Origin of the sequence: Adhaeribacter soli (assembly GCF_008727925.1) — a bacterium.
Classification (GTDB): Bacteria; Bacteroidota; Bacteroidia; order Cytophagales; family Hymenobacteraceae; genus Adhaeribacter_A; species Adhaeribacter_A soli.
In genome coordinates, this window is the sequence record NZ_VTWT01000010.1 from 88,759 (window position 1) to 113,573 (window position 24,815).

At 49.7% G+C, this 24,815-nt stretch carries 21 protein-coding genes; 13 read left to right on the forward strand and 8 right to left on the reverse strand.

Going from position 1 to position 24,815, the window contains the following annotated elements; translation table 11 throughout:
* The first annotated feature begins 23 nt into the window (after nucleotides 1-23).
* Together F0P94_RS16400 and F0P94_RS16405 are read left to right on the forward strand one after the other, a co-directional pair.
* On the forward strand, nucleotides 24-491 hold the full coding sequence (locus tag F0P94_RS16400; protein ID WP_150905034.1) for a hypothetical protein: 468 nt from the start codon (nucleotides 24-26) through the stop codon (nucleotides 489-491).
* A gap of 156 nt (nucleotides 492-647) precedes the next feature.
* Complete coding sequence (locus tag F0P94_RS16405; protein ID WP_150905036.1) at nucleotides 648-1,169, forward strand: hypothetical protein; 522 nt, start codon at nucleotides 648-650, stop codon at nucleotides 1,167-1,169.
* Nucleotides 1,170-1,171: 2 nt separating this feature from the next.
* On the opposite strand, the gene F0P94_RS16410 is transcribed toward F0P94_RS16405, so the two are convergent.
* The 3 genes from F0P94_RS16410 to surE form a co-directional block, all read right to left on the reverse strand.
* A complete protein-coding gene (locus F0P94_RS16410) occupies nucleotides 1,172-1,897 on the reverse strand; it encodes a hypothetical protein (RefSeq protein ID WP_150905038.1) in 726 nt (241 codons plus the stop codon).
* Nucleotides 1,898-1,906: 9 nt separating this feature from the next.
* Nucleotides 1,907-3,574: a S8 family serine peptidase gene (locus F0P94_RS16415; protein ID WP_150905040.1), complete on the reverse strand. Its 1,668-nt coding sequence runs from the start codon at nucleotides 3,572-3,574 to the stop codon at nucleotides 1,907-1,909.
* A gap of 402 nt (nucleotides 3,575-3,976) precedes the next feature.
* Nucleotides 3,977-4,786 (reverse strand): 5'/3'-nucleotidase SurE, encoded by an 810-nt coding sequence (gene surE, locus F0P94_RS16420; protein ID WP_150905042.1) that lies wholly within the window; start codon nucleotides 4,784-4,786, stop codon nucleotides 3,977-3,979.
* A gap of 190 nt (nucleotides 4,787-4,976) precedes the next feature.
* On the opposite strand from surE, the gene F0P94_RS16425 reads away from it, so the two are divergent.
* From F0P94_RS16425 to F0P94_RS16475, 11 genes are all read left to right on the forward strand, one after another.
* Nucleotides 4,977-7,172: a peptidase domain-containing ABC transporter gene (locus tag F0P94_RS16425; protein WP_225307255.1), complete on the forward strand. Its 2,196-nt coding sequence runs from the start codon at nucleotides 4,977-4,979 to the stop codon at nucleotides 7,170-7,172.
* Nucleotides 7,169-8,548 carry an HlyD family secretion protein gene (locus F0P94_RS16430; RefSeq protein WP_150905044.1) on the forward strand — a complete coding sequence of 460 codons (1,380 nt, stop codon included), beginning with the start codon at nucleotides 7,169-7,171 and terminating at the stop codon, nucleotides 8,546-8,548. Before F0P94_RS16425 ends, F0P94_RS16430 begins: the two co-directional genes overlap by 4 nt.
* Entirely contained in the window at nucleotides 8,523-9,971 is a 1,449-nt protein-coding gene (locus F0P94_RS16435; RefSeq protein ID WP_150905047.1) for a TolC family protein, read from the forward strand. Before F0P94_RS16430 ends, F0P94_RS16435 begins: the two co-directional genes overlap by 26 nt.
* Nucleotides 9,972-10,188: 217 nt before the next feature.
* Nucleotides 10,189-10,830, forward strand: a complete 642-nt coding sequence (locus F0P94_RS16440) for a hypothetical protein (protein WP_150905049.1) — start codon at nucleotides 10,189-10,191, stop codon at nucleotides 10,828-10,830.
* A 17-nt stretch (nucleotides 10,831-10,847) separates the two neighbouring features.
* Nucleotides 10,848-11,279, forward strand: a complete 432-nt coding sequence (locus F0P94_RS16445; RefSeq protein ID WP_150905051.1) for a DoxX family protein — start codon at nucleotides 10,848-10,850, stop codon at nucleotides 11,277-11,279.
* Between the two features lie 181 nt (nucleotides 11,280-11,460).
* Nucleotides 11,461-13,194 carry a M14 family metallopeptidase gene (locus tag F0P94_RS16450; protein ID WP_150905053.1) on the forward strand — a complete coding sequence of 578 codons (1,734 nt, stop codon included), beginning with the start codon at nucleotides 11,461-11,463 and terminating at the stop codon, nucleotides 13,192-13,194.
* Between the two features lie 45 nt (nucleotides 13,195-13,239).
* Nucleotides 13,240-13,794, forward strand: a complete 555-nt coding sequence (locus F0P94_RS16455) for a hypothetical protein (protein ID WP_150905055.1) — start codon at nucleotides 13,240-13,242, stop codon at nucleotides 13,792-13,794.
* A gap of 111 nt (nucleotides 13,795-13,905) precedes the next feature.
* A complete protein-coding gene (locus tag F0P94_RS16460) occupies nucleotides 13,906-14,796 on the forward strand; it encodes an ABC transporter ATP-binding protein (RefSeq protein WP_150905058.1) in 891 nt (296 codons plus the stop codon).
* Between the two features lie 557 nt (nucleotides 14,797-15,353).
* The gene (locus F0P94_RS16465; protein WP_150905060.1) at nucleotides 15,354-16,061 is read left to right on the forward strand and encodes a tetratricopeptide repeat protein; all 708 of its coding nucleotides are present in this window, start codon (nucleotides 15,354-15,356) and stop codon (nucleotides 16,059-16,061) included.
* Nucleotides 16,062-16,106: 45 nt separating this feature from the next.
* Nucleotides 16,107-16,880, forward strand: coding sequence for an ABC transporter permease (locus F0P94_RS16470; RefSeq protein WP_150905063.1), 774 nt, complete (start codon nucleotides 16,107-16,109; stop codon nucleotides 16,878-16,880).
* A gap of 145 nt (nucleotides 16,881-17,025) precedes the next feature.
* Complete coding sequence (locus F0P94_RS16475; protein ID WP_150905065.1) at nucleotides 17,026-19,017, forward strand: cation:proton antiporter domain-containing protein; 1,992 nt, start codon at nucleotides 17,026-17,028, stop codon at nucleotides 19,015-19,017.
* Here the strand turns inward: F0P94_RS16475 and F0P94_RS16480 are convergent.
* From F0P94_RS16480 to F0P94_RS16500, 5 genes are all read right to left on the reverse strand, one after another.
* Entirely contained in the window at nucleotides 19,014-19,700 is a 687-nt protein-coding gene (locus tag F0P94_RS16480) for a hypothetical protein (protein WP_150905067.1), read from the reverse strand. The genes F0P94_RS16475 and F0P94_RS16480 overlap by 4 nt on opposite strands.
* A 134-nt stretch (nucleotides 19,701-19,834) precedes the next feature.
* The gene (locus F0P94_RS16485; RefSeq protein WP_191907073.1) at nucleotides 19,835-20,557 is read right to left on the reverse strand and encodes a hypothetical protein; all 723 of its coding nucleotides are present in this window, start codon (nucleotides 20,555-20,557) and stop codon (nucleotides 19,835-19,837) included.
* 444 nt (nucleotides 20,558-21,001) lie between these two features.
* The gene (locus F0P94_RS16490; protein ID WP_150905072.1) at nucleotides 21,002-22,204 is read right to left on the reverse strand and encodes a bifunctional 3,4-dihydroxy-2-butanone-4-phosphate synthase/GTP cyclohydrolase II; all 1,203 of its coding nucleotides are present in this window, start codon (nucleotides 22,202-22,204) and stop codon (nucleotides 21,002-21,004) included.
* Between the two features lie 84 nt (nucleotides 22,205-22,288).
* Nucleotides 22,289-23,458 (reverse strand): glycosyltransferase, encoded by a 1,170-nt coding sequence (locus tag F0P94_RS16495; protein WP_150905074.1) that lies wholly within the window; start codon nucleotides 23,456-23,458, stop codon nucleotides 22,289-22,291.
* A gap of 15 nt (nucleotides 23,459-23,473) precedes the next feature.
* The gene (locus F0P94_RS16500; protein ID WP_150905076.1) at nucleotides 23,474-24,679 is read right to left on the reverse strand and encodes a glycosyltransferase family 4 protein; all 1,206 of its coding nucleotides are present in this window, start codon (nucleotides 24,677-24,679) and stop codon (nucleotides 23,474-23,476) included.
* Nucleotides 24,680-24,815: the final 136 nt, after the last annotated feature.

A 24,815-nucleotide genomic window follows, 5' to 3' on the forward strand; every position in this document is an offset into this window, starting at 1 on the left:
TACAAACCTAAAATATTTGAGCCATGAAAAACTACTTCAAAAGTACAATCGCATTTTCCCTGTTTTCTGTTTTTGCTTTCTCTGGCTGCTTCGACATTGCTCCGGGCGCTACCGATGCCCAAGCCTCCCTGAAACAAACGGTTTCCCAGAGTATCTCGAATGAACTTGCGGATGCTCCCTGCGGGTTCGATGACCGCAAGACCACGGGGATGCTGAAAGAAAGAACAGCTATCGTGGTAGCTGTGCGAAACCTCGGAGATCGAGAAACGCCGACTTTTATTCTCGACATGCCTGATGAAGGCAGACGGTTTGTAGCCTGTAATATGCCGGATGAAATAAAAATAGACGGCGTAAAGGTTACTTTCGATGGCGAGATAAAAGAAATTTACGATTATGAACGCTGGATGGCGCACCCTATGAAACTAACGAAGATCCACAAAATGGACGGCTCGCGCGGGGAAACGGCCTCCAATTCCGGTGAGACATTTTAATGAACGCTTCTGATGTAAAAAAGAGAGGGTTCAGCCGCTTGGTTGAACCCTCTCTTTTTGCTTATTCGGACAGTTAGCAGTACCATGTTTACAGAAATGCGTTTACCCCGGCCCGAAAATTTCCGTAAGCTTTAGTACAGAAATCAACTATTGCCTATGAAACCCGGAACGCTACTTTTCAGGCTACCTGCCCTACTGATTTTCTTTGCCAGTTTATTATGGACTACGAAAGCCGATGCCCAGGTAGTAAGCACCAATAAAGCCCGCAACCTGTTCTGGGGATTTGGCGGGGGCGGTTTCAGCAGCGAGGGCGGCTCGGCGGGCTTCGGCCTTTCCACCCAATTCGGAAGCCATATTATATCGGGCCGTTTTGTACGCAACTACGATTTTGACGGCGGCGGAACGCAAAGCTGGGACGCGGGTGCTTTATACGGCAGAAGTTACAAAACCCAGCACGCCATGATCTCGGGGTCGGCCGGTCTCGGTTACGTGGGTCCTTCTTCTAAAGTCGGCACGGTGGGTATTCCGCTGGAAAGCCAGATATTCTGGACGCCAACCCATTATTTCGGCATCGGTATTTACGGTTTCGGCAACCTGAACACCAAACAATCTTTCGGCGGCGCTTTGCTGGGAATTCAGCTGGGCCGGGTTACGTCACCCTTTATTTCTTCCAATTAAGTTTACTTGTGCAGGCTTATCTGTAAACCAACGGCTACGCGGGGCAATTCGGCATACTTAACGGTATAATCCTTATCGAAAAGGTCGGAAAGGCGGTAGTTCCCGTAAAACACGTAGCGGTTAAAGCCCAGCCTTGCCAGCAGGCCGTAATTGAAATCTTCTACGTAAGTCAGGTCTTTGTGCCGCACCACCACGTGTTCCGAACCGGTAAGTTTCGGGTCGGGCATTTCATCTTCGTAGATATGCCGCGAAAAAGCCAGCCAGTTGCCGTAAACACCCAGGTCGATGAAATTACCTACGTAATTGCCGCGTTTCCCAAAGTTGATCCGGTTATACAATCCCAGTCCAATGTTGGTGAACTTCAGTTTTTCCTTTTCGTGGGTGGCTGCATTCGGCAGGGTTTTCTCTATGCTTTGCTTCAGGAAAAAGGTTTGCGGATTAAAGGCCACGTCGAAGCCCAGCGCATACACGTTTCCAACTTTGTATTTATACCGGTAACCGATCTGCCATTCGTGCGATTCACCGTATTTCACGGCGCTGCCTTTATTTTCGGACGGACCAGCTACAAAACCATAGCCCACGTACAAATGCCGGAAATGCTTCCGGTTGGGGCCAAACTTATGCGGAATGCTGTCTTTGGTAAGGTCTTCCGCCAGAACAACTTTCTGGGCAGATAAAGTAGAAACAGACCCGATAAATAAGCCTAAAAACAGAAGATATTTTCTCATAAAAAGTGCTTAATACGTAAATGTGCCGGTATAACCTCTATAATAAACCCGTACCTGAGAGCCAGGTTTCAGGTACGCTAAATTAAGGGTAGCCACTTCGGCTTCTTTCCCCGGTTTCACTACAAAATATTTATCCAGATAGCCTTTCGGGTTTACCAGGTGGTAATACACGTAATCGGGAGTCGGAAAATCTACCGGCAGCGCATACGGGGCATTACCGGTAAACGCCTTTTGGATGGAATCGGGGCTAACTTGCGGCAGGAACCGGGGTTTTATCAGGATGGTAAGCTGATTTCCGGTTCGTTCGAAGGCGATCGTTGGTTCGGCTTCCTGAACCGTTTCCCCGAGGAATCTGCGGGCTTGCGGCACCCCGAAACCATGCGCATAATCGAAGTACGGGTACAGATGACCGGACTGCTCAATTTGCCTGAAAAGCTGCATGTTGCTAAGCTGGCGGTTGCTTTGCCAGGCACAAGCCGCAAAACCGGCCACCAGCGGACTGGCAAACGAAGTGCCCTGGGTTTGCTCAGAACCATTCGGCCCCACTGCTATCACCACCCCAAAAGCACTGACATTGGGCTTCATTTTTTTAGTTGCCGTCGGCCCGAAAGAACTGAAATCAACGTGCATGAGGTCTTCCGGATCGATTCCTCCTACGGCAAGTACGCTGTCGGCATCGGCGGGCGTACCCAGAATTTTCCAGGTTTTATTGCTCCCGTCGTTGCCGTTGGCGTTTACAACCAGAATACCCTTGCGGGCAGCCAGGTTAGCGGCGCGGGCTACAAAAGAAGTCCGGCCATCCATCTGCTCCGGAAAGTATCGGTTATAGGTATAGCCTAAGGAAGAGTTGATGATATCGGCGCCGTTCTGATCGGCCCATTCCATGGCGGCGAGCCAATGCTCTTCTTCCGAATACCGCTCCGAATGCATGCGCTCGGTGCGCGCCAGCAAAAACTCGGCACCGGTAGCCAGCCCCACGTTGTTTTCGCCCATGCGGCCGCCAATGCAGGAAAGCACCATGGTACCGTGGGTAGAATAATCGTAGGCGTATTCGCGGCGTTTTACAAAGTCCCAGGTTTTAAGGATCTGCTTGTTGCGGCGGAGGTGCTCGAAACCTGCCTCGGAATCTACGCCTCTGAACCCGGCATCCAGCACCGCGACCCGCACGCCCTTGCCATCCAAACCGCGGGCGGAAAAATCGGCGGCTCCCAGGCTGGCGGTCTGGTTGCGCAATATTTTCAGTTCTTTTCTGGAGAGCGATTTTTCTTTATCGACCGGAAAATTGGCCAGTACAGCTGCCTGTTGCCGGAACGGTAGTATTTCCTTTACAAAAACCTGCTGCCGTAATGCCTTAACCTGCTCCGGCGTAGCAAAACAGGCCACCGCATTCAGCCAGCGGCTGCTGCCGGAAACCGAATCGGTGAGTTGCGCAATTTTAAGCACATACGCCGGATTGAGCGGTTTATCGGTTTCGTCGGAAAGCGGCAAACCCTGAAGCTGGCGACGTTCAATGGCTTTGGCATCGAAATACTGGTACGGATCGAAAGCAACGCCTTTTTTATCTTTCAGCACTACCCAGAATTTCTCCTGGGCATGAGCCGGAAAAATGGTAGCAGAAACGATAAAAAACAGGGCCGGAAGCCACCTGTACAAAAAATGATCGGAAGAAAAATTCATAAAAGCGCACCGGTTTCCCGGCAGAAAAAACCACTGCCTTATTTCCTGAACATCGTTGTATGGGCCAGAAAAAGGCTAAAAAGCAACAGCTCCAGAAATTACACATTCCCGGAACTGCTGCTACTTTTCTTTAATTAAGTAGCAGGTCTAAAATAACCGCATAACCGGAAAGGCGATTCAACCCTGCAGCATGTTGAATTACAAGACATTGCGGTTTTTTAGTCTTGATACTAACTAACGTTACGCAAGTTTTTTGAGGTCCCCCTTTGGAGGGGGTAGGGGGAGGATTTTATTTTATCGAATCAAAGATGTTTAGATAAATCTCCTGACCTCCCCCTACCCCCCTCCAAAGGGGGACTTTTCTTTTGCTTACGTAATATCCAGATACTAATATCTTGTTACTTAGTTATCTTTTACCTCTGGGTTCAGGTTTATCTCGGGCTCAAGGCTCCATTCGTTATTCATCTGCACGATGGCGTGGTGAGCAGTCATATCGAACTGGCAGGGCACTACCGAAACGTAATTATTGGCCAAGGCCCACTCATCGGTATCTTCGCCTTTGTCGAAATTCACGAAGCTGCCCGTCATCCAGTAATATTTGCGCTTGTGCGGGTCCGTGCGTTCGTCGAACTCTTCCTGCCACTTGGCGCGGGCCTGGCGACAGATCCGGATCCCTTTCAAAGGTTCTTCCGAACGTTTCGGGAAATTCACGTTCAAGGCTACGCCCGGCGCAATGCCTTTCTTCAGGGCTTCCCGCACAATCTGCTCGATAAATTCTTCGGTATGGCTGAAATCGGCATCGTGGCCGAATTCGCAAAGGGAAAACCCGATGGCAGGTAAGCCTTCTATGGCCGCCTCAATGGCCGCCGACATGGTTCCCGAATACAGAACGCTGATGCTGGAATTGGCCCCGTGGTTGATTCCGCTGACCACCAGATCAGGACGGCGGTTTTTCAGTACGTGAAATTTGGCCAGTTTCACGCAATCGGCCGGCGTGCCGGAACACTCCCAGGCCTCGATGGATTCGAAGGCGATGGATTTGTCGAGCCGGAGCGTTTCGCCAATGGTAATGGCGTGCCCCATGCCCGATTGCGGACTGTCGGGAGCTACCACCACCACGTCGCCAATTTTCTTCATCACTTTTACCAGCGTCCGGATGCCGGGTGCGGTAATACCATCGTCGTTCGAAACTAAAATAAGAGGTCTGGCCATGGTGGAAACGCTATAATTATTATGCCGTAAAAGTAACCCGAAATGCGCGATATAACAAACAGGCAAGTATTTCGGTTGTAGGTTTTGGGCAGGAACAGCTAAAAATAATCCCGGAAAAATTCCACAGCTAGCCAGTTCTTTGCCTGAAACTAAACCCGACCGGATCACAAATTTCCGGTAAAAAGCATTTATGTACACCCCGCTGCTCCAACGTATCCATCACATTTTCCGGCAACAGTTCGGCTTTCCAACCGAAGAGCTTCCGGCAATAGCAGTTCCGGCTTCGCCATTAGTAGCCCATATTCCGTCTTTCACCTTGGAACTGGCCGAAACCGGCGGTGCACTGGAGCTTTCTTATTTCCTGCAGCACCTTACTCCCGCCGAAGCGACCGACCTACTGTTGCGGCAGGAATTGCCGTTGCTGGCTTTTCAGTTGGAAAACGAAAAATACCTGCCCGTTATTCTGATTCCGAAAAAAAAGAAGGTGATCGTTTACCGGGTAACGCCCGCGGCCACCGATCTTATCACGCTTACGGACGCTGACCTGCCCAACATCCTGAACGGGCTGGTAACCGAAAACACCGAATCGGGGCCGGCCCTGACACTAGTACTTTGCTTTCCGCATAAATCTATTTATACGCCTGCCGGCACCACCCAACCCGGTAAAACCAAGCCCATCACCCGTTTTCTGCAGCTAGTAGCCTCCGAAAAAAGCGCCATTGGTTACCTTTATATTTATGCGGTGCTTATGGGCCTCATCAGTTTATCGCTGCCGCTGGGAATTCAGAGCATTGTAAGTTTTATTGCTACCGGGCAGGTTTCGGCCTCGGTGGTGGTACTGATTTCGCTGCTCATCGTCGGTATTCTATTTACGGGCGGATTGCAGGTTATGCAGCTCTGGCTTGTGGAGTTTATTCAGCAGCGCATTTTTGCCAAAACCGCTTTCGAATTCGCCTTCCGTATTCCCCGCCTGAAACTGGAAAGCCTTCGCCAGCACTACCCGCCGGAACTGGTAAACCGCTTTTTCGATACTATTTCGTTGCAGAAAGGCTTTGCCAAAATTCTGGTCGATTTCTCCACGGCCGTCATCCAGATAGTTTTTGGTTTGATTCTGCTATCGTTTTACCACCCGTATTTTATTTTTCTGGGCATTGTCCTGATTGTGGTGCTGGGCTTGATTTTGCGGATTACCGGTCCGAAAGGAATAAAAAGCAGCCTCTCGGAATCGAAATACAAATACAAACTCGTGAACTGGCTCGAAGAAGTGGCCCGCGCCCAAAGCACCTTCCGCCTTTCCGGTTACTCCAACCTGCCTTTAGATAAAGCCAACGGTTTTGTGAGTCATTACCTTCACGCCCGGCGGCAGCACTTCGGCGTGCTCATGACGCAGTACTTCAGCTTTGTGGGCTTTAAAACGTTCATTACCGGTAGTTTACTTATTCTCGGTTGTATTCTGGTTATTCAGCAGGAAATAAACATCGGCCAATTCGTCGCTTCCGAGATCATCATCATCCTGATCATGACGGCCGTGGAAAAGATCATCATCAAGCTGGAAAACGTGTACGATGTGCTTACGAGCCTCGATAAAATTGGCATGGTAACCGATCTGCCGATCGAAAATGCCGCCGGCTTTAAACTGGAGCTGCTGCCCGGCCAGAATGGTATGCTGGTGGCCGTAAAAAGTCTGAAATTCGCTTACCCGGAAAACAAAAAGCCGGTATTGAAAGACGTAAGCTTTACCCTGAAACCGGGCGAGCGGGTATGCCTGGCCGGCGCCAGCGATTCGGGAAAAACCACCCTGCTCCACCTGCTTTTGGGGCTTTATTCTTCTTACGAGGGCAGCATCTCCTACAACCACCTGCCCTTACGCAACCTGAACAAAGCCAACCTGCGCCGCCACATCGGCGATAACCTTTCGCACGGCCAGCTCTTCGACGGCACCCTGCTGGAAAACCTTACCCTGGGCCAGCCGGTACCGGTTAAGGATGTGCTCTGGGCCCTGGAAAGTGCGGGTTTGCAGGTCTACCTGGAACAGGCGCCGGAAGGGCTCAACACCTACCTGAGCGCCGGCAGCTACCAGTTACCCCAGTCGCTGGCCCGCAAAATGATTGTGGCCCGCAGCCTGGTGCTCCGGCCTAAATTTTTGATTCTCGACGAGCTGATTACCGGCTTCGACAAGCACGAAAAAGATCGTTTGCTAAGCCTATTGCTGTCGCCAGAGCGTTCATGGACCCTGATGCTCATTTCCAACGATCCGGAAGTAATGAAACGCTGCGACCGCGTGCTGCTGCTCACCAAAGGCGCCATAACCGCCGAAGGTACTTTCCCGCAGATAAGCCAGGACAAACTGTTCCAGGAATTGATTGGTAAACCAGCCACGCTATGAATCTGACCGAAAAAGAAAATGCTCCCGTTCGCGGTTTCCAGGCGCTGGAACTGGCCCGCACGCCCCGCTGGGGTAAAACCCTGGCCCTTTGGTGCGCCGCCATCTTCGGGTTTCTGGTCCTGCTGCTTTTCCTTCCCTGGACCCAGAACATCAGCTCCTACGGCACGCTTACCACTATATCGCCGGCCGAGCGTCCGCAAACCATTAACAGCACCATTGCCGGCCGCATCGAAAAATGGCACGTGCGCGAAGGGCAGCTCGTAGAAAAAGGCGACACCATTGTAAGCCTGGCGGAAGTAAAAGACAAATACATGGACCCGGCCCTGCTGAAGCGTCTGGAAGAACAACTTAAAGCCAAAGAACAATCGCTGGAAGCCACCGAGCAAAAAGCCGAAGACCTGGACAGGCAGCTGGAAGCCTTGCGGCAGGGTTTGCAGGTAAGCCTCGACAAAGCCCGGAATAAAGTGCGCCAGACCCGCCTGAAAGTGCAAAGCGACAGCGCCGACGTAATCGCGCAGCGCAACGAAGCCCAGATTGCCCGCGTGCGCCTCGAACGGCAAGAGACGTTATACCGCCAGGGCCTGAAATCGTTGAACGAAGTGGAATCGGCCCGGCTGAAGCAGCAGGAAGCCCAGGCCAAGCTGGTTTCGAGCCAGAACAAACTGGGCACCTCGCGCAACGAACTGGTAAACGCAAGATTAGAATTAAGCAGTCTGCAGGCGGAATACGCCGATAAAATTGCCAAAGCCGAAGCTGAACAAAATGCCACCCGTTCCTATGCCTACAGCGCCGCTTCCGAAATAGCCAAAGCCCGGAGCGAGCTCAGCAGCACGGTCATCAGAAGCTCTTTTTACCAGATCACGGCACCGCAACAGGGCTACGTAGTGAAAACTCTTAAGGCCGGTATCGGGGAAATCGTAAAAGAAGCCGAAGCTATTGCCACGGTCGTTCCGGTTGCCCCCCATCTGGCCGCTGAGCTTTACGTGAACCCGCTCGATTTGCCCCTGCTCCGAACCGGGCAGGAGGTCCGGCTGCAGTTCGAAGGCTGGCCTACCCTGGTTTTCTCCGGCTGGCCAAACATAAGTACAGGTACCTTTGCCGGCAAAATAGCGGTAATCGACAACCTCGACACCCAGGGCAAATACCGCATTCTGGTAACCCCTGATCCGAAAGAAGAGCCCTGGCCGGAACAATTGCGGGTGGGTTCGGGCGTGTACGGCTGGGCCTTGCTGGGCAACGTGCCGGTTTGGTACGAGCTGTGGCGGCAAATGAACGGTTTCCCGGCAGATTTCCCGCGCAACGGCCCGCAAGCTGCCCCTTACAAAGAAAAACTGAAGCCAACCAAAGACGATGCCGCCAAAGAAGAAGATAAATAACCCTGCTTTTCTGTTGCTGGCATTTGCGCTGGGCTTGTTGCTTTTCCCGGCCCGGAACGCTATGGCCCAGGCCGAAAAAAGTGCCCTGGTCTTTACCCTGGATGCTTTCTTTGAACAAATTTTGCAGCACCATCCAGTGGCCAAACAGGCCGCGCTTTTACCTGAACAGGCCCGCCAGGAGATCCGGGTGGCCCGCGGCCAATTCGACCCGAGCCTGAACAGCTACTACAGCAGCAAGGAGTTTACCGGCAAAAATTACTACCGCCTCTGGGATAGCAACCTGAAAATACCCACCTGGTTCGGGCCGGAACTGAAAGCCGGTTTTGAAGACAACAGCGGCATTTACCTTAACCCGCAGAATACGGTTCCGGAAGAAGGGTTGCTGTATGCCGGTCTTTCGGTACCTATCGGGCAGGGTTTGCTCATAGACCAACGGCGGGCGGCTTTGCGGCAGGCCAAACTGGCAACGGGTATGCTGGAAGCGGAACGCATAAAAACCATAAACAAACTGCTGCTGCAGGCCGCCAAAGATTACTGGGACTGGTATTTTGCATTTCAGCAGCGGGAGCTTTACCTGAAAGGGCTGCAGTTTGCCAACGTCCGGAGGCAGGCAGTTGGCCAACGAGCTGCTTCTGGCGATCTGGCTGCCATCGATACCGTGGAAGCCGCCATTGAAGTGAAGAAAAGAGAAGTTACGTACCAGGAAGCTGAAGTGCAGTTTCAGAATGCCCGGCTGCTGGTTTCGAATTACCTGTGGCAGGAAAACCTGGAACCGGTAGAATTACCCGAAAATGCCATCCCCGCCGATTACGGCAGCGCCCTTACGCCCCTTTCAGCCGATTCGCTGCAGCGCCTCTTAGAGCAGGCCCAGACCCGGCACCCCGACCTACTGAAACTTCAGCTAAAGAACCAGCAACTGGAATACGACCGGCGGGTGCAGGCCGATAAATTCAAGCCTAAGCTGAACGCCGAATATTACCTGCTGCAACGCCGCCTGGCCCCGAACCCGGAGTATTTTGCCAACGGGTACCTGCTCGATAATTACAAATTCGGGCTGAGCTTCAGTTATCCGCTGCTGCTCCGGGCTGAACGCGGAAAATACCAGCTCATGAAACTGAAACTGCTCGACAATAACCTGGAAACCCAGCAAACCCGGCGCGAAGTACTGAACCAGGTGCAGGCCGCTTACAACCAATGGCAAACCCTGGAGCAGCAGTTGCAGCGGCAGGAGCAGCTCGTGCAGCAATCGCAACTGTTGCGCGATGCCGAACAGGCGCTCTTCGAAGCCGGCGAAAGCTCCTTGTTCCTGACCAATTCCCGCGAAATGAGTTTGCTTACCAACGAAATAAAACTCTACGAACTGAAAGCCAAATACGCCAAAAACAAAACCTTTCTGCAGTGGGCCGCCGGCAGCATCCGTTAAGAGCAGAAACTCTTCAGGAGTTCCGGTTAAAACTGTTTCACAAGTCAAGCATTTGCAAATAAAACTTCATTCCCGCAATTAAAAGAAAACAGCCCGGCCTAATTCCGCGTAGAGTTTAATTTCCGGAGAAACTATTTCTCTTTCAACTTCTTAAACACCAGCGAATAGGCTAACTTTGCCGGCACCTGTTCTTTTACTCACTTACCTGCACAATCTTATGCGTTTTCCGAATTTCATTCCTTTTTCCTGTTCCGTCGTTGCCCTTGCGTTATTATTTTCCTGCTCTTCTGAAAACAAGCCAACCGCCACAACTCAAATTGATAGCTCCAAGGACCTGACCGATACAATTGCCACTACCCCCAAGCCCGACCCTAAAATTATTGAAGCAGAGCAATATACCTTGACAACCGGACACGCCGGAAAAATAAAACTGAACATGAGCTCGGATTCCCTGAAAGCCATGGTACCGGCAGAGAACCTGAAAACCGTGCAAAGGGTCCTGGAAGGCGTGCCATACACGGCCTATGAATTGCGCAATGCCCAGTCCGGAAACCAGTTGCTTTTACTGGCTGAAGAAAGCTGCGCCAACCAGAATTGCACCATTTTCCGCATCCGGGTGGTAAGCCCTAAATTCAAAACAGATAAAGGAGTCCGCGTAGGTTCTACCTTTGCCGACGTAAAAAATGCCTACCCGCTATCGTTTATCGGCATCGGCGAATCGGATTACGTAGCAGTATCGGACGAGAATAAAATGACCTTCACCCTGGATATCACCCATTTCCCGCCTAAGGAACTGGCCAAAGTAAAGCCGGAGGAAATCCCGGATTCTACGAAAGTTACCAGCATTATGCTGTTCTGATAATTACCTGGCAAACCATGAAATTTCTCCGCAATTACTACCCGAACCGCGATCTTGGTTTACTCATTTTACGAATTCTCCTCGGGATTATGTTCATGCTGCACGGCTGGCCTAAAATTGCCGGCGGCACCGAAAAATGGACAGCCATTGGCGGTTCCATGAGCAGCTTCGGCATTGAATTTATGCCGGGTTTCTGGGGCTTTATGGCTGCATTCACCGAATTTTTCGGCGGTTTTTTATTCATTATCGGGCTTTTTTTCCGGCCGGTTAATTTGCTGCTTCTCCTTACCATGATCGTGGCCACCGCAAAGCACGCCTCCGCCGGCGATGGCTTTATCGGCTACTCGCACGCGCTGGAAGCCGGGATCCTGTTTTTCAGTTTGCTTTTTATTGGTCCGGGCCGGTATAGTTTAGATGCGAAGTATTTTCCGGGGGAACGGTTGCGTTAGTTTTTTCGGGCTGAATGTAAATCGTTTAATTTTCAAACCTCCCAGGTTTCAGAAACCTGGGAGGTTTTTTGTTTTAAATCAGTACCAAATTCCTCCCTGAAACCCACCGGATTTTTCGTAAATTCCCCCGATGAAAATCCGTTTTCTGCTTTTATTTTTTACCGGCCTAACCCTACCCTTTATGGAAACCATTTCCGCACCCGTTAAAACCGACTGGCAAACGCCCTACGAAAAAGGCAACGGCAACCAGACCGTAACCTACGCCGACTGCATTGCCTGGTACCAGAAACTCGACAAGGAATACGCGCAAATAAAGATCCGGGAATACGGTAAAACCGACGTGGGCAAACCGCTGCATCTGGTAGTTTTTTCGCCGGAAAAAGTATTTGATCCGGACAAGATCCGCAAGCATAACAAGCGCATTTTATTTATTCAGAACGGCATTCATCCCGGCGAACCGGAAGGCATCGATGCGAGCATGATGCTGCTCCGCGACCTGCTGCAAAAGCCTGAATGGAAGCAACAATTGCAGAACTTGGTAATTATTGTAGTGCCGGTTTACAACGTAGATGGCATGCTAAACCGCAACTCCGGCACGCGGGCGAACCAGGACGGCCCGGAAAGTTACGGCTTCCGCGGAAACGCCCGCAACCTCGACCTGAACCGTGATTACATCAAAACCGAATCGGGCAACGCAAAGGCCTTTCAGGAGATTTTCCAGGAATGGCAGCCCGATATTTTCGTGGAAACCCACACCAGCAACGGCGCCGACTACCAGTACGTGATGACCCTGATCGCGACGCAGAAAGACAAGCTGCAACCGGTTTTAGGCCAGTATCTGGAAGCCGAAATGCTGCCGCACCTGTACGCCGAAATGGAAAAAGCCGGCTTCCCGATGATCCCTTACGTGAACTCGAAGGAAGAAACGCCGGAAAGCGGGATTGTCGATTTTCTGGAAAGTCCGCGTTACAGCACCGGTTATGCCGCTTTGTTCAATACCATCGGGTTTATGCCGGAAACGCACATGCTGAAGCCTTACAAGCAACGCGTAGAAAGCACCTACAAATTGCTGGAGATCTACATTAAACTGGTGAACCGCGATGCCGATAAGATAGGAAAATTAAGAGCACAGGCTTGGGCCGAAACCTTAAAGCAAAAGAACTTCCCGCTGAACTGGAAACCGAACGAGCAAAAATCGGTGCAAATCCCTTTTAAAGGCTACGAAGCCGGCTACAAAAAAAGCGAAGTTTCCGGCGCCGACCGTCTGTATTACGACCGCACCAAACCGTTCACCCGCAACATCACCTATTTCAATACCTACGAACCAAACGTTACCGTCTCCCGGCCGGAAGCCTACATTATTCCCCAAGCCTGGCCGGAAGTAATTGAGCGCTTGAAACGCAACGGCATTGCCGTGCAGCAGCTTAAAAACGACAGGGTTTTGCCGGTAGATAGTTACTACATCACCGGTTTCGAATCGTTTCCGCGCCCGTTCGAAGGTCATTACCTGCACTACAACGTAAAGCTGCGCACCGAAAAACAAAACTGGCAATTCTTCGAAGGCGATTATGTGGTCTTTACCGATCAGCAGCACGTACGCTACGTCATAGAAACGCTCGAGCCGCAAGCCTCTGATTCCTTCTTCGCCTGGAATTTCTTCGACGCCATTTTAGGCCGCAAGGAATATTTTTCGCCCTACATTTTTGAAGATACTGCCGCCGAATTGTTGCAAAAGAATCCGGAACTGAAAGCTGCTTTAGAGAAAGGCAAAACCGAAAACCCGGAACTGAAAAACAACCCGCAAGCGCAACTCGAATTCATTTACCAGCGCTCCGAACATTACGAAAACACGCACATGCGCTACCCGATCGTACGGGTGGAAAATGCGGCAGAGTTGCGGCAGTTCTTGAAGTAAAAACGGTAGCGTTATGAGCACTTATCCATCACATTGGAAGGACTAATGATAGATAAAGAAAGAAGAAAAAAACTTGCACTTCATTTGCGGCATTTATCAGTTGGACAGACCAGCAATGATGATTTTGAGGAAGCTATTACAGAAGAAGTGTCAAATGGTTGGTTGCCTGAACAATATTATCGAGCAAAAGAAGCAAAAACAGATGACCCAATTATTATTCCTATGCTTGAATTGTGCTGGGGTTTATACGATGACACGAGGAATCATAAATTGGCTGGCTCAGATAAATTAAGTGATGAAGCTTTGAAAGTAATTGCACGTAGCATTCTTTTCTTGCATTCTGATCAGGAATATGAATGGCCCTATATAAACCTCAATAGTACTTTATTTAGTCTTACTTTCGAAGACTTTATATTGTCCATATTGACACTTGGGCAACACTATCGGAACAAAAAGGAAGAACAATTACAATCTTATGAGGAATGGAAAAAATTGGGAGATTATGATGTCTGGCCATTCTTCAGCAAAGCTGAATATGAAGGCCAACTTTGTAAACAACCATTCTTAATTGGACAGGAAAAATCAAACGCACAGCATTAAATTTAAAGACTAATGAAAATGCGTTGAGAAATTCAATTAATTAACTTTCCAATCCAAAAACGATAACGCTTTAAGCATAAAAACTATCTTTCGCAAAAAACACCTACACCTTTGGCAAACGTTTTAGAAATTCAGGGTTTATCGAAAAATTACGGTTCGGTAACCGCTTTACAAAACCTGTCGTTGCAGGTACCGCAAGGAAGTATTTACGGCTTGCTGGGGCCGAACGGCAGCGGCAAAACCACCACCCTCGGCATTGTGCTCGACGTTTTAAAAGCTTCGGCCGGAACATTCCAGTGGTTTGGGCAACCCTATACCGGAACCGTAAAACGCAGCATCGGCGCCATTCTGGAAACGCCGAATTTTTACCCGTACCTTTCGGCTTATAAAAACCTGCAGATCGCCGCCGATATAAAAAAAGCGCCTCATTCCGATATTCCCCAGGTACTGGAAATGACCGGTCTGGCCGCGCGCCAAAATTCGCCGTTTCGTACTTTTTCCCTTGGCATGAAACAGCGTCTGGCTTTGGCTTCGGCCCTGCTGGGCAACCCGGAAGTGCTCGTGCTCGACGAACCAACCAACGGCCTCGACCCCCAGGGCATTGCCGACGTACGAAACCTGATCCGGAACATTGCCGCCCAGGGCAAAACCATTATCCTGGCCAGCCACCTGCTCGATGAAGTGGAAAAGGTTTGCACCCATGTAGCCGTTCTGCAGAAAGGCATTCTGAAAGCAGAGGGAAATGTGTCGAACATCCTTGCTCAGCAGGACCAGGTACTGATAACTGTTCCCCAACCGGAAAAAGCACTTTCCCTGCTTCAAAACCTACCCTTTGTAGAAAGCATTAAAACCGAACGCGAATGGCTGCAGTTGGTCCTGAAAAACGGCTATAGCAGCACCGACATCAACAAAACGCTTTTCGAAAACGGCATTGTGGCTTCCCAGATCATGGTCCGCAAGAAAAGTCTAGAAAGCCAGTTTTTGGAGATTGTTAACAAGTAGATTTGAAGATTTGGAAATTTGAAGATTTGAAAATGGAAAATTTAGGGTTGAATTAGCCGATAATGCTATTGCAGGTTGGAATTCGCTCAAAAGAGATTTTCTAACTGCCCTTACGCAGGTAGGAGCAAAGTCCCCCTTTGGAGGAGGTAGGGGGAGGATTTTACATTATGTAATTTTTAACAATGATCCGATAAATCTCCTGTCCTCCCCCTACCCCCTCCAAAGGGGGACCTCAAAAAACTTGTGTAACGTCAGTTTCTAATTCAATTATTGCCTTCTCGCATTACCCAATTAGCACATTAAAAAATTAGCACATTAAATAAGCCGCTCTTTGTAGTCTTCCGAAGGAGGACTGCAAAGCAAGAATGAAACAAGCCGTCTCCGACGGCGCTGTCTAATGCAAGGCAGAAAGCGCTGAGTGTGATGCACCTATCTTAAAGCAATCACTAACTTTAAAACCAAGCAACAATCACAAAATCAATTACTTAACAAATAAAACAACCAAATTTCCCGTTTTAAGGTAAACAGCCCAAACCAAAGGAGCTGTTTCCTTACCAATGAAAAAGATTTTCTTATACCTGATTGTTGCCCTTCAGTTAGCCGGCTGTGCCCGCGTCCGTTCCAAAGTTCACGAAGAAAAAGGCGAAGCCAAAGTGCAGGAAAATGACCTGCAGGCCGCTCTGGCGCAATACGACCGCGCCATTCAGCTGCAACGAACCGACGGCGATCTGTACCGGAAACGCGGCCTGCTGAAATTTGAAATGAACGATTTGCCCGGCGCCCTTTCCGACCTGAATACCGCGGAAATGTACAATGCCGCCGATGCCGAAGCCTTTAAGACCCGCGCCGATATTCACACCAAAAGCAAGGAATTTAAGAAAGCCTTTCCGGACTACGACAAAGCCATTGCCCTGAAACCCGATTATGCCGCCGCCTACAACAACCGCGGCCTGGCCAAAGTCCGTCTGCATAACCTTCGCGGTGCCCTGGCCGATTACAACAAAGCCATTTCCCTCGACCCGAATTACGCCATCGCCTACCTGAACCGGGCCAACATCAAGCTAAAAAATAAAGAATACCGTCCGGCCCTGATCGATTACGACCGCGCCATTGAGCTCGATAATTCCCTGGCCGAAGCGTACGTGAACCGGGGTGTGCTGAAAAGAACAGTGGTAGACAAAGCGGGCGCCTGTGCCGATTGGCGGAAAGCGGCTGACCTGGGAAATATTAATGCCACAGGATTTCTGAAAAGGTATTGCCGCTAAGCATTTTTTTGCGAAATTCCGGCTCCTAAACCAACCGCTGCCTTTATGTTATCTCTGCTCCGCACCGAGCTCCGGAAATTGCTGCCCTATCGTACGTTCTGGGTAATCCTGGGAATTTATGTATTAATGCTGTTCCTGATCCTGCACATGGGAAGTTCCGTAACCATAAACGGGCAAAGTGCCGGCTCGAACTTCTACAAATTCCCCGATTTCTGGATGATGCTCACCTATATTGCCAGTTGGTTTAACCTCTTACTGGGCATCCTGATCATTATTCTGGTTACCGACGAATTCAGTTTCCGTACCTTCCGCCAGCAGGTAATAGACGGTTTGTTCCGGTCGGAAGTAATTGCGGCCAAGCTTTTGGTAGTGGTTTTGGTAGCGTTTTTTGCCACTCTGGTGCTTACCGTTTTGGGCTTAGGTTTCGGGCTGGTTTACGCCCCGAATATTTCTGCTGAAAAAATTACGGGCAATATGATGTACCTGGTATATTATTTTGTGCAGGCCCTGGGGTATATGTCGCTGGCGATGCTGTTTGGGTTCCTGCTCCGGAAAAACGGCCTGGCCATTATTGCGTTCCTCGTATTTTCGAAGATCATAGAACCGATCCTGCGTTTTCCCCTCGACGACCAGCTCGATCAGTTCTTTCCCGTAAAAACCTTCAGCAGCCTTACGCCCATGCCCGGCCAGGACATTCTGGATTCGGCTTTGGGCGCTTCGGTGGCACTTTCGCCGCAACAGGCCGTGCTTCCGGCCGCGGCTTACATTTTGCTTTTCGTGGGCCTGTCTTACACCTTACTCAAAGCCCGCGATCTTTAACGCACCTTTTATCTTAATTTTTCCTGAAAAAATGTAATGCGCCACAACCTTCTCCCGTAAAAATCCGGTATCAGGTTTATTGAAAAAGGAACGCGTTTGCTTCCTTCTCCTTACCTGGTAACCGAACCTGCCTACGAATTACAAGATGGAGATCCCTTTACTTGCCGATATAATTGTAATTCTGGGCCTAGCGGTGGTGGTAATTTTAACCTTCCAGGCCTTGCGGCTCCACCCCATTCTGGGCTTCCTGATAACGGGTTTAATTGCGGGCCCTTCCGGCTTAAACCTGGTCCATGCTTCGCACGAAGTGGAAATGCTATCGGAGATCGGGGTAATTCTGCTGCTGTTTATTATCGGGCTTGAATTCTCGCTCCGGGAACTGATCGCCATTAAGAACCTGGTTTTTATTGGCGGTGCCGTGCAGGTAGTCCTCACCATTCTGGCCACCATTCTGGTAGGGTACCTGCTGGGCTATTCGCTTAGCCAATCGTTATTTCTGGGCTTTTTACTTTCCCTCAGCAGCACGGCTATTGTCCTGAAACTCCTGCAGGACCGGCGCGAAGTGAACAGCCCGCACGGCAAAATAATCCTGGCTATACTTATCTTTCAGGATATTATTGTGGTACCCATGATGCTGGTAACGCCCATGCTGGCCGGGGAATCGGAAGACATTCTTTTTTCCGTGATCCTGCTGTTCATTAAGGGCTTGCTGATTGTAGGATTTGTGTATGTAAGCGCCCGGTACCTGGTTCCCAAACTGCTTTATTTAATCGCCAGGTCGCGGAGCAAAGAATTATTCCTTATCAGCACCATTGTAATTTGCCTGGCCGTGGCCGTACTTACTTCCAGCATGGGGCTTTCGCTTTCTTTAGGAGCTTTCCTGGCCGGCCTTATCATCTCAGAATCGGAATACAGCCACGAAGCTACCACCAACATCCTGCCCTTCCGGGAAGTTTTCAGCAGTTTCTTTTTCGTGTCTATCGGAATGCTGCTCGATGTTTCTTTTCTGCTCGATCACCTCAACATGGTATTGCTTTTTACCCTGCTTGCCTTTCTGGTGAAGAGCCTGGTAGCTTTCCTTGCGTCTTTTTCGCTGGGCTACCCTACCCGAACTTCCATCCTGGTCGGTTTTGCTTTATTTCAGGTAGGGGAATTTTCTTTTATCCTTTCCAAAGTAGGTCTGGAAAACGAACTGATCAGCACCACAACCTACCAGTATTTCCTTTCGGTTTCTTTACTGACCATGGCTTGTACTCCGTTTCTGCTGGCCCGCGGTAATTTTGTAGCAAGCCTGGTGCTGAAGCTCCTTCCTGCCGGCTGGGCCCGCCCCGACGTTCCGCCGGCCAAAGCGCACCAGGAACTCAACGACCATATTGTAATTATCGGTTACGGAATTACGGGCCAGCACATTGCCCGCGCGGCCCGCAAAGTGGGTATTCCTTACAACATTCTGGAACTGAACGCCGAAACGGTACGCCGGGAACGGCAAAAAGGCGAGCCCATTGTTTATGGCGATGCCGTGCACAGCATTATGCTGGCACATCTGGGCATTACCCGTGCGCGGGTAGCGGTAGTAGCTATTTCCGATGCTAAAGCCACCAAACAGATCGTGGCCAATATCCGCCATTTAAGCAGTTCGGTGCACATTATTGCCAGAACCATGTTTGTGCTGGAAATGGAAGAGAATTTCCGGATGGGGGCCGATGAGGTAATTCCGGAAGAACTGGAAACTTCCATCGAGATCTTCACCCGGGTGCTGCATAAATACCTGGTGCCCAAAGACGATATCATGGCATTTATCGACCGCATCCGGGCCGGCAACTACAACATGATGCGCTCTTTTTCGGCCGAGCCGCTATTCCCTAGGTTACCGGAAATAGAACTGGCCAGCATGACCACCGCGGCCTTGAAAGTACCGGACGGGAATAAAGAAATTGTGGGAAGATCGTTGCAGGAATCTGATATCCGCGAAAAATATGGCATCACTATTCTGGCCATTAAACGCAAGGACATTACCTTAGAAACCGTTACCCGCAACACCCATATTGAGCCGGACGATGTGCTGTACGTTTTCGGGCGCCGGGAATCGATCCTGGAATTTGAGAAGGCGCTTAAAATTGTTGAAACCGCGGCTTAAAGCAAGCTGTTAGCATAATTCACGATCCGGGCAAGTTCCAGGGGTTCGGTAAAACTCAGCTTATTTTCTTTGGCGAAGGTTAGAATCTGTTTTCCTTTCTTTCCGTAGATCTCCGGCAGGTCTTTTTTCGGGTTCCGTAACGGTTTTATCTCCTGGTTAGGCAGAAGCAGGTAAAATTTCTCCCGGATCCGCTCCCTTTCCATACGCGAATTACTGTAAAGGCTGCCGGATGCATTATCGTAATACCGTTCTTTTATTTCGCGCATCAGCAAGGTGTTTTTGCCGGGTTGCAGCACCGCAAAAAAAGCCGGTGATTTAAAATTGCTGTAATCTTTATCGTGGTTCCAGAGGAAGGACTGGTATTCGCGTTTAAAAGTTAATGGGCCTTCGGTGTGGCGGGAAAGCCCGCTGTTCTGCTCATGCTCCACCAAGAAGCTCTTTACATTAACGGCAGAAAAAGCACTTATAGCGCCATTTGGCTGGGTTACGCGCACAATATCGTTCGGAAGAGTCAAGGTAACGCTACCACTTACGGTATCGCCGGTGGCCAGCAAAAGCTGTCCGGACCGCCAGGAAAGCTCGAATGGCTGCTCCTGGGCCCAGGCGCTAAACGATAGGGCAAGCGCTGCAAAAAGAGATAACGTTGCCCTGCCAGAAACTGAAAAAAAGGATTTGCTCCGCATAAAATCAGTCTTTAGAAAACCATAAGATTGTAATTACCGTCAAACCGGCACCTTCCATAAATCTCTAACGCACAATTGGTTGTTCTTCGTTTTAACTTACCGGAATATTATTGTGAAAGAAGCAAAAACCGGTACTAAAAACGGTTGCAAAACTCCACGATCCTGGCCAGATGTTCCGGCTTGGTAAAGGAAAGGTTGTTTTGGGTAGCAAACTGCATTATTTCCTTTTTCTTTTCCGGAAAATACGCCAACAGGTCTTTCTTAGGCTGGCGCAACCATTTCAATTCCTGATTCGGTGAAAGCAGGTAAAATTTTTCGGTTAGGTTGAATTGGTTCATAGCCATCCGGGTTACTTGTTCGGCCATTACCCCTCCTACCGCACCTACAGCACTCGCCCCTAGATTACGTCCTTGTCCGGGTGCACGCTCATAACGTTCTTCCCGGAGCAAAAGTGAGTGCTTTCCCGAAACCAACATTACGAATAGTGCCGGGGAACGGAAATTAGAATAAGCATTATCGCGGTCCCAGATAAAGGTTTTGTATATGCGGCGTTGTTGAATCGGTCCGTTTGCTAACCTATAAGTTACTTTCATTTGCTCATCAGAAACCTCCAGCGATCTTATATTAGCCGGTATGGCACTGGTAACGGTACTATCGGCTGAAGTAATTACCACCAGATCGTGCGGCAGGGTAATACTGGCAGCGCCCCGGATGGTATCGCCGTTGGTTAACACCAGAATGCCGTTTTTCCATTTCATTTCGAAATCTAAAGGCCTTTGCGCGTTTGCCTGCTGCCCGGAAACAAAAAGAAAAAGGGTACCTAAAAACAAAAAAAAAGTATGGTTAAGAAGCTTCATGTAATTCACAGCAATAAATATCAAGTTCTTTAAGGTCCCCCTTTGGAGGGCAGGGCCGTTTCATTCTAAACTAAAACAGCTTTTTCGGATATTTTTATCCGAAAACTTCCTGCTGGGGATCTATTGATCCCCGTAATGTGGCCTGAAAATGGTCAACGCGGGTTAATAAACCCGCAACAGGATGCTTCCGGATCGATAGATCCGAAAGAGCAAACGGATTCTCCCCTTGAGGGGAGCCAGAGGGGTGTTTACACTTGCTAATAATTATCAAATAACGTGTTTACACCCCTATAATCCCCTCTAGGGGATAGTCATTTGCCAGAATGAAACAGCCTTGGCTCCAAAGGGGGACTTTTCTCCTCCCTACGGAATATCAATCTAATTTAATAAAAATGCCTGAGAACCGTAAGATCCTCAGGCATAAATCTGTTATAAAAATAAAGCTTAACCTTTCAGAATGGTATGGCCCAGTTTGTCGCGTTTGGTGGTTAAATAGCTTTTGTTGTGTTCGTTGGGCTCTATTTCTATCGGCAGCGTTTCTACAATCTCTAAGCCGTAACCAACCAGACCGGTACGTTTTTTCGGGTTGTTTGTGATCAGTCGCATTTTACTCACGTTCAGCTCGCGAAGGATCTGGGCGCCCACGCCGTAATCGCGTTCGTCCATGCCGAAACCAAGTTCCAGGTTTGCTTCTACAGTGTCGCGGCCCTGCTCCTGCAGTTTGTAGGCTTTCAGTTTGTTCAGCAGACCAATGCCGCGGCCTTCCTGGTTCATGTACACAATTACGCCCTTGCCTTCTTTCTCGATCATGGCCATGGCGCGGTGCAGTTGCGGACCGCAATCGCAACGGCACGATCCGAAAATATCGCCGGTTACACAGCTGGAGTGCACGCGTACCATTACCGGCTCATCCTTCTCCCAGGTACCTTTTACCAGGGCTAAATGCTTCACGCCGTTATTTTTCTGGGTAAAAGCATACAGGTCGAAGTTTCCCCATTCGGTAGGCATCTGCACGGCAATTTCCAGTTGAATCAGGCTTTCCTGCTGCAAACGGTACTGGATCAGGTCTTTAATGGAAATGAGTTTCAGGTTGAAACGCTCAGCTACTTTTTCCAGGTCCGGCAGGCGGGCCATGGTGCCGTCTTCGTTCATGATTTCCACCAACACCCCAGCCGGCTCAAAACCAGCTAAACGGGCCAGATCGATAGCCGCTTCGGTGTGGCCGGCGCGGCGCAGCACGCCTTCTTTCTTTGCTTTCAGCGGGAAAATATGACCGGGTTTGCCCAAGCTTTCCGGATCTGTGTTCGGGTCTACCAGGGCCTGAATGGTTTTGGCGCGGTCGGAAGCGGAAATGCCGGTGGTGCAGCCGTGGCCAATTAAGTCAACCGAAACGGTGAAAGGCGTGGCGTGTAAAGCGGTATTGCGGCCAACCATCAGTTCCAGGCCAAGTTCTTCGCAACGTTCTTCTACTAAAGGCGCGCAGATTAGGCCGCGGCCGTGGGTAGCCATAAAGTTGATGATCTCGGGCGTTACCGAACGGGCGGCGCAAACAAAATCACCTTCGTTTTCACGGTCGTCGTCGTCTACTACAATTACAACTTTACCGGCTTTAATATCTTCAATGGCTTCTTCTATGGTATTGAGCATGATGCGTCCTTCAATTTTAATGCTGTTTCCGGGCTAAGGTCCCGGAATTTTCCGCAAAGATACTCAATTTTTGCCGAGCTTGCCTTATTCCGACAGCATTACTGTCTCCAGTTGGGCTACCGCGCTTTTCCAGTCGTAGTTTTTGCGCACAAAATCATACGCTTTTTGCGCCAGATTTTCGGCTAAATATTGGTCAGAAAGGAGTTTAATGATCTGTTCCGCCACTTCTTCTGGCGTGGCGGCAAGCAGCAGATGTTCATTTTCGGCAGCGCCTACGCCATTGTTCACCAGCGGCGAAATGATGCAGGGAATTTTCATGGCCATGGCTTCCAGCACTTTGTTCTGCACCCCGGTCCCAATGCTCATGGGCGCCACAAAAACCCGGGCCGAAGCATAGGCTTCGCGAATATCATCCATCCAGCCACTCACGTACACGTTTTCCGATTGCAGCGTGAGCACCCGTTGGCTCGGCGTGGCACCGGCTAAAAGCAGACGGGTTTCGGGCAGTTTCTCCAGCACCAGCGGCAGCACTTTTTTAACCAGAAAAACGGCCGTATCTACGTTGGGCGCATAGCTCATATTGCCGGCAAAAACCAGCTCGAAGTTCTTAATGCGTTCCAGCGGATGAAAAAAATCGGTATCGATGCCGTTCGGCACAATGGCAATTTCCTGGTTGCGCGGGTGGTCAATCAGGTTGCGGTCCTGCCCGGAAATGATAGTAGTATGCTCAAAATCGTCAAAAACCTCGGTTTCGTAAGCTTTCAGCCGCTCCGATTCAAAGGTAAAAGCAGGTTTGAGGTAGAACGGCGCAATTTCAGCCCGGCGTGCCATCCCCTTCGAAAAAGCATCCATGTAATCGAGCGTTTTCGGGATAGTCTTGATGTGGCGCACGTATTCGCTCATGCGTACCAGCTGGCAAAAGATATGGTCGGGCTGGTGTTTCCTGATTATCTGATCGATCTGCTGCTGGGCCACCGGGTGGTAAAAATAATTAACCTGAGCCGGCTTGTTGTTTGAAAATGCTTTCGCCAGGTTGCCCAAGGCTTTCAATTTCGAAACCGGAAATAGATAAACTTCGGAACAGTATTTTTTAAGTTCGGCGGTTGCTTCCGGTATCTGATCGGGGTCTTCGGAAAGCGCAAACAAAATAAGCTCGTGCCTTTTGGAAAGTTCTTTCAACTGGTAGAACGCGCGCAGTTTATCGCCTTTTTCAAGCCGGAGCGGCACGCGTGACAATAGAAAGAGAATCTTCATTAATTACTTTTTAAATCAGGAACTTGCTTTAATGGGGCTGTAAGATGCATATAATTGCAGAAACTTCTGAATAATCCGCCGGTTATCGTAGGCATTTTTCGCCTTTTCCGCGGCCGCCATGCCCGTTTCGGTTACCGGCAGCGTTCCGGCTGCATACTCCCGCAGCCATTGCGCCCAGCTTTCCGCCTTATCCGAAATGTAAATTTCCTTGCCGGGCTCCACCGAAATTCCTTCTGCGCCCACCGGCGTCGTCAGAATGCATTTTCCCAAGGCCATGCCTTCAATAATTTTAATGCGCATGCCTCCGCCGGAAAGCAAAGGTACCAGCATAATATCGTACTGTTGCATGAATTCCGGCGCAGAAGGTACAAACCCGTGCACAAAAACGTTCGGCAAATCCAGCTTCAGCAAATGCTCCGGCGGCGATTTCCCGGCAATGTGCAGCTCGAGGTTTGGCAGCGTTTTGGCTACCGTTTTCCAGACATTTTCCAGGAACCAGTCAATCCCTTCCAGGTTCGGCAGCCAGTTCAGCGAACTGATAATGAATAAGGATTTCGGTTTGGCTTTTATTTCCGGGTTCAACTGGAAACGCGCCATTTCCACGCCCGCCGGAATAAATTCGATGGGTACGGTACAGCCCAGCTCGCGCATCCGTATTTTGTCTTCTTCGGTAATGGAAGCAATGGCATCGAACTTATTTAGATAGCTTTTTTCGAAGCTTTTCATACCGTTTGCCAGGTACTTCAGGTAAGCTTTTTTCAGCAGGCTCTGCTCGTTAGCCGCCAGCCTTTCCCAGATCAGGTACTCCACGTTGTGGGACCGCATGATTACCGGCGCTTTGGAATATTTCCGGATCACATCCACGTAATACGCCATAAACAAGCCTTCCACCTGAATAATATCGAAAGTTTCCTTTTGCAGCAGTTCGGTTAAAGCGCTTTCAACTTCTCTGGAAATGAACCGCTCTAAATTGTAAGGAACGCTTTTGAAAAGGTTAAGGAAAGCTTTACGTTTGGAAAGGTCCGTATTTACCGGAATGGCGATTACGCGCGCAACATTTTCCATCACGCTGGCCGGCTGAAAATGCTTGGGCGTATTAATAGCCAGTAAGGTTACTTCGTGCCCTTCCGCGGCCAGATTGCTGGTTACGTCGTACATGGCAATCGCACCGCCGTCGTGGGGCGGGTACGGAATACGCGGACAAAGCTGAAGTATTTTCAAGGTCAATATAAAACAAGTAGCGTAGGGTTAAAACCCTACGCTACAAAACAAATGCAATACAAATAAAGGTAAATTATTGAAAAGCGGTAGCCTTTTAGCCTGAAAAAGTGGTTATGACTGCTTCTGTTTTCTTTTC

Excerpts from the sequence above, each read along its gene's own strand:
- F0P94_RS16425 (WP_225307255.1), top strand. The coding sequence starts at position 4,977 with ATGTACACCCCGCTGCTCCAACGTATCCATCACATTTTCCGGCAACAG.
- F0P94_RS16480 (WP_150905067.1), bottom strand. The coding sequence starts at position 19,700 with ATGCGGAGCAAATCCTTTTTTTCAGTTTCTGGCAGGGCAACGTTATCT.
- F0P94_RS16475 (WP_150905065.1), top strand. The coding sequence starts at position 17,026 with ATGGAGATCCCTTTACTTGCCGATATAATTGTAATTCTGGGCCTAGCG.
- F0P94_RS16495 (WP_150905074.1), bottom strand. The coding sequence starts at position 23,458 with ATGAAGATTCTCTTTCTATTGTCACGCGTGCCGCTCCGGCTTGAAAAA.
- F0P94_RS16485 (WP_191907073.1), bottom strand. The coding sequence starts at position 20,557 with ATGAAGCTTCTTAACCATACTTTTTTTTTGTTTTTAGGTACCCTTTTT.
- F0P94_RS16400 (WP_150905034.1), top strand. The coding sequence starts at position 24 with ATGAAAAACTACTTCAAAAGTACAATCGCATTTTCCCTGTTTTCTGTT.
- F0P94_RS16465 (WP_150905060.1), top strand. The coding sequence starts at position 15,354 with ATGAAAAAGATTTTCTTATACCTGATTGTTGCCCTTCAGTTAGCCGGC.
- F0P94_RS16435 (WP_150905047.1), top strand. The coding sequence starts at position 8,523 with ATGCCGCCAAAGAAGAAGATAAATAACCCTGCTTTTCTGTTGCTGGCA.
- F0P94_RS16450 (WP_150905053.1), top strand. The coding sequence starts at position 11,461 with ATGGAAACCATTTCCGCACCCGTTAAAACCGACTGGCAAACGCCCTAC.
- F0P94_RS16455 (WP_150905055.1), top strand. The coding sequence starts at position 13,240 with ATGATAGATAAAGAAAGAAGAAAAAAACTTGCACTTCATTTGCGGCAT.
- surE (WP_150905042.1), bottom strand. The coding sequence starts at position 4,786 with ATGGCCAGACCTCTTATTTTAGTTTCGAACGACGATGGTATTACCGCA.
- F0P94_RS16440 (WP_150905049.1), top strand. The coding sequence starts at position 10,189 with ATGCGTTTTCCGAATTTCATTCCTTTTTCCTGTTCCGTCGTTGCCCTT.
- F0P94_RS16490 (WP_150905072.1), bottom strand. The coding sequence starts at position 22,204 with ATGCTCAATACCATAGAAGAAGCCATTGAAGATATTAAAGCCGGTAAA.
- F0P94_RS16415 (WP_150905040.1), bottom strand. The coding sequence starts at position 3,574 with ATGAATTTTTCTTCCGATCATTTTTTGTACAGGTGGCTTCCGGCCCTG.
- F0P94_RS16445 (WP_150905051.1), top strand. The coding sequence starts at position 10,848 with ATGAAATTTCTCCGCAATTACTACCCGAACCGCGATCTTGGTTTACTC.
- F0P94_RS16405 (WP_150905036.1), top strand. The coding sequence starts at position 648 with ATGAAACCCGGAACGCTACTTTTCAGGCTACCTGCCCTACTGATTTTC.
- F0P94_RS16430 (WP_150905044.1), top strand. The coding sequence starts at position 7,169 with ATGAATCTGACCGAAAAAGAAAATGCTCCCGTTCGCGGTTTCCAGGCG.
- F0P94_RS16470 (WP_150905063.1), top strand. The coding sequence starts at position 16,107 with ATGTTATCTCTGCTCCGCACCGAGCTCCGGAAATTGCTGCCCTATCGT.
- F0P94_RS16410 (WP_150905038.1), bottom strand. The coding sequence starts at position 1,897 with ATGAGAAAATATCTTCTGTTTTTAGGCTTATTTATCGGGTCTGTTTCT.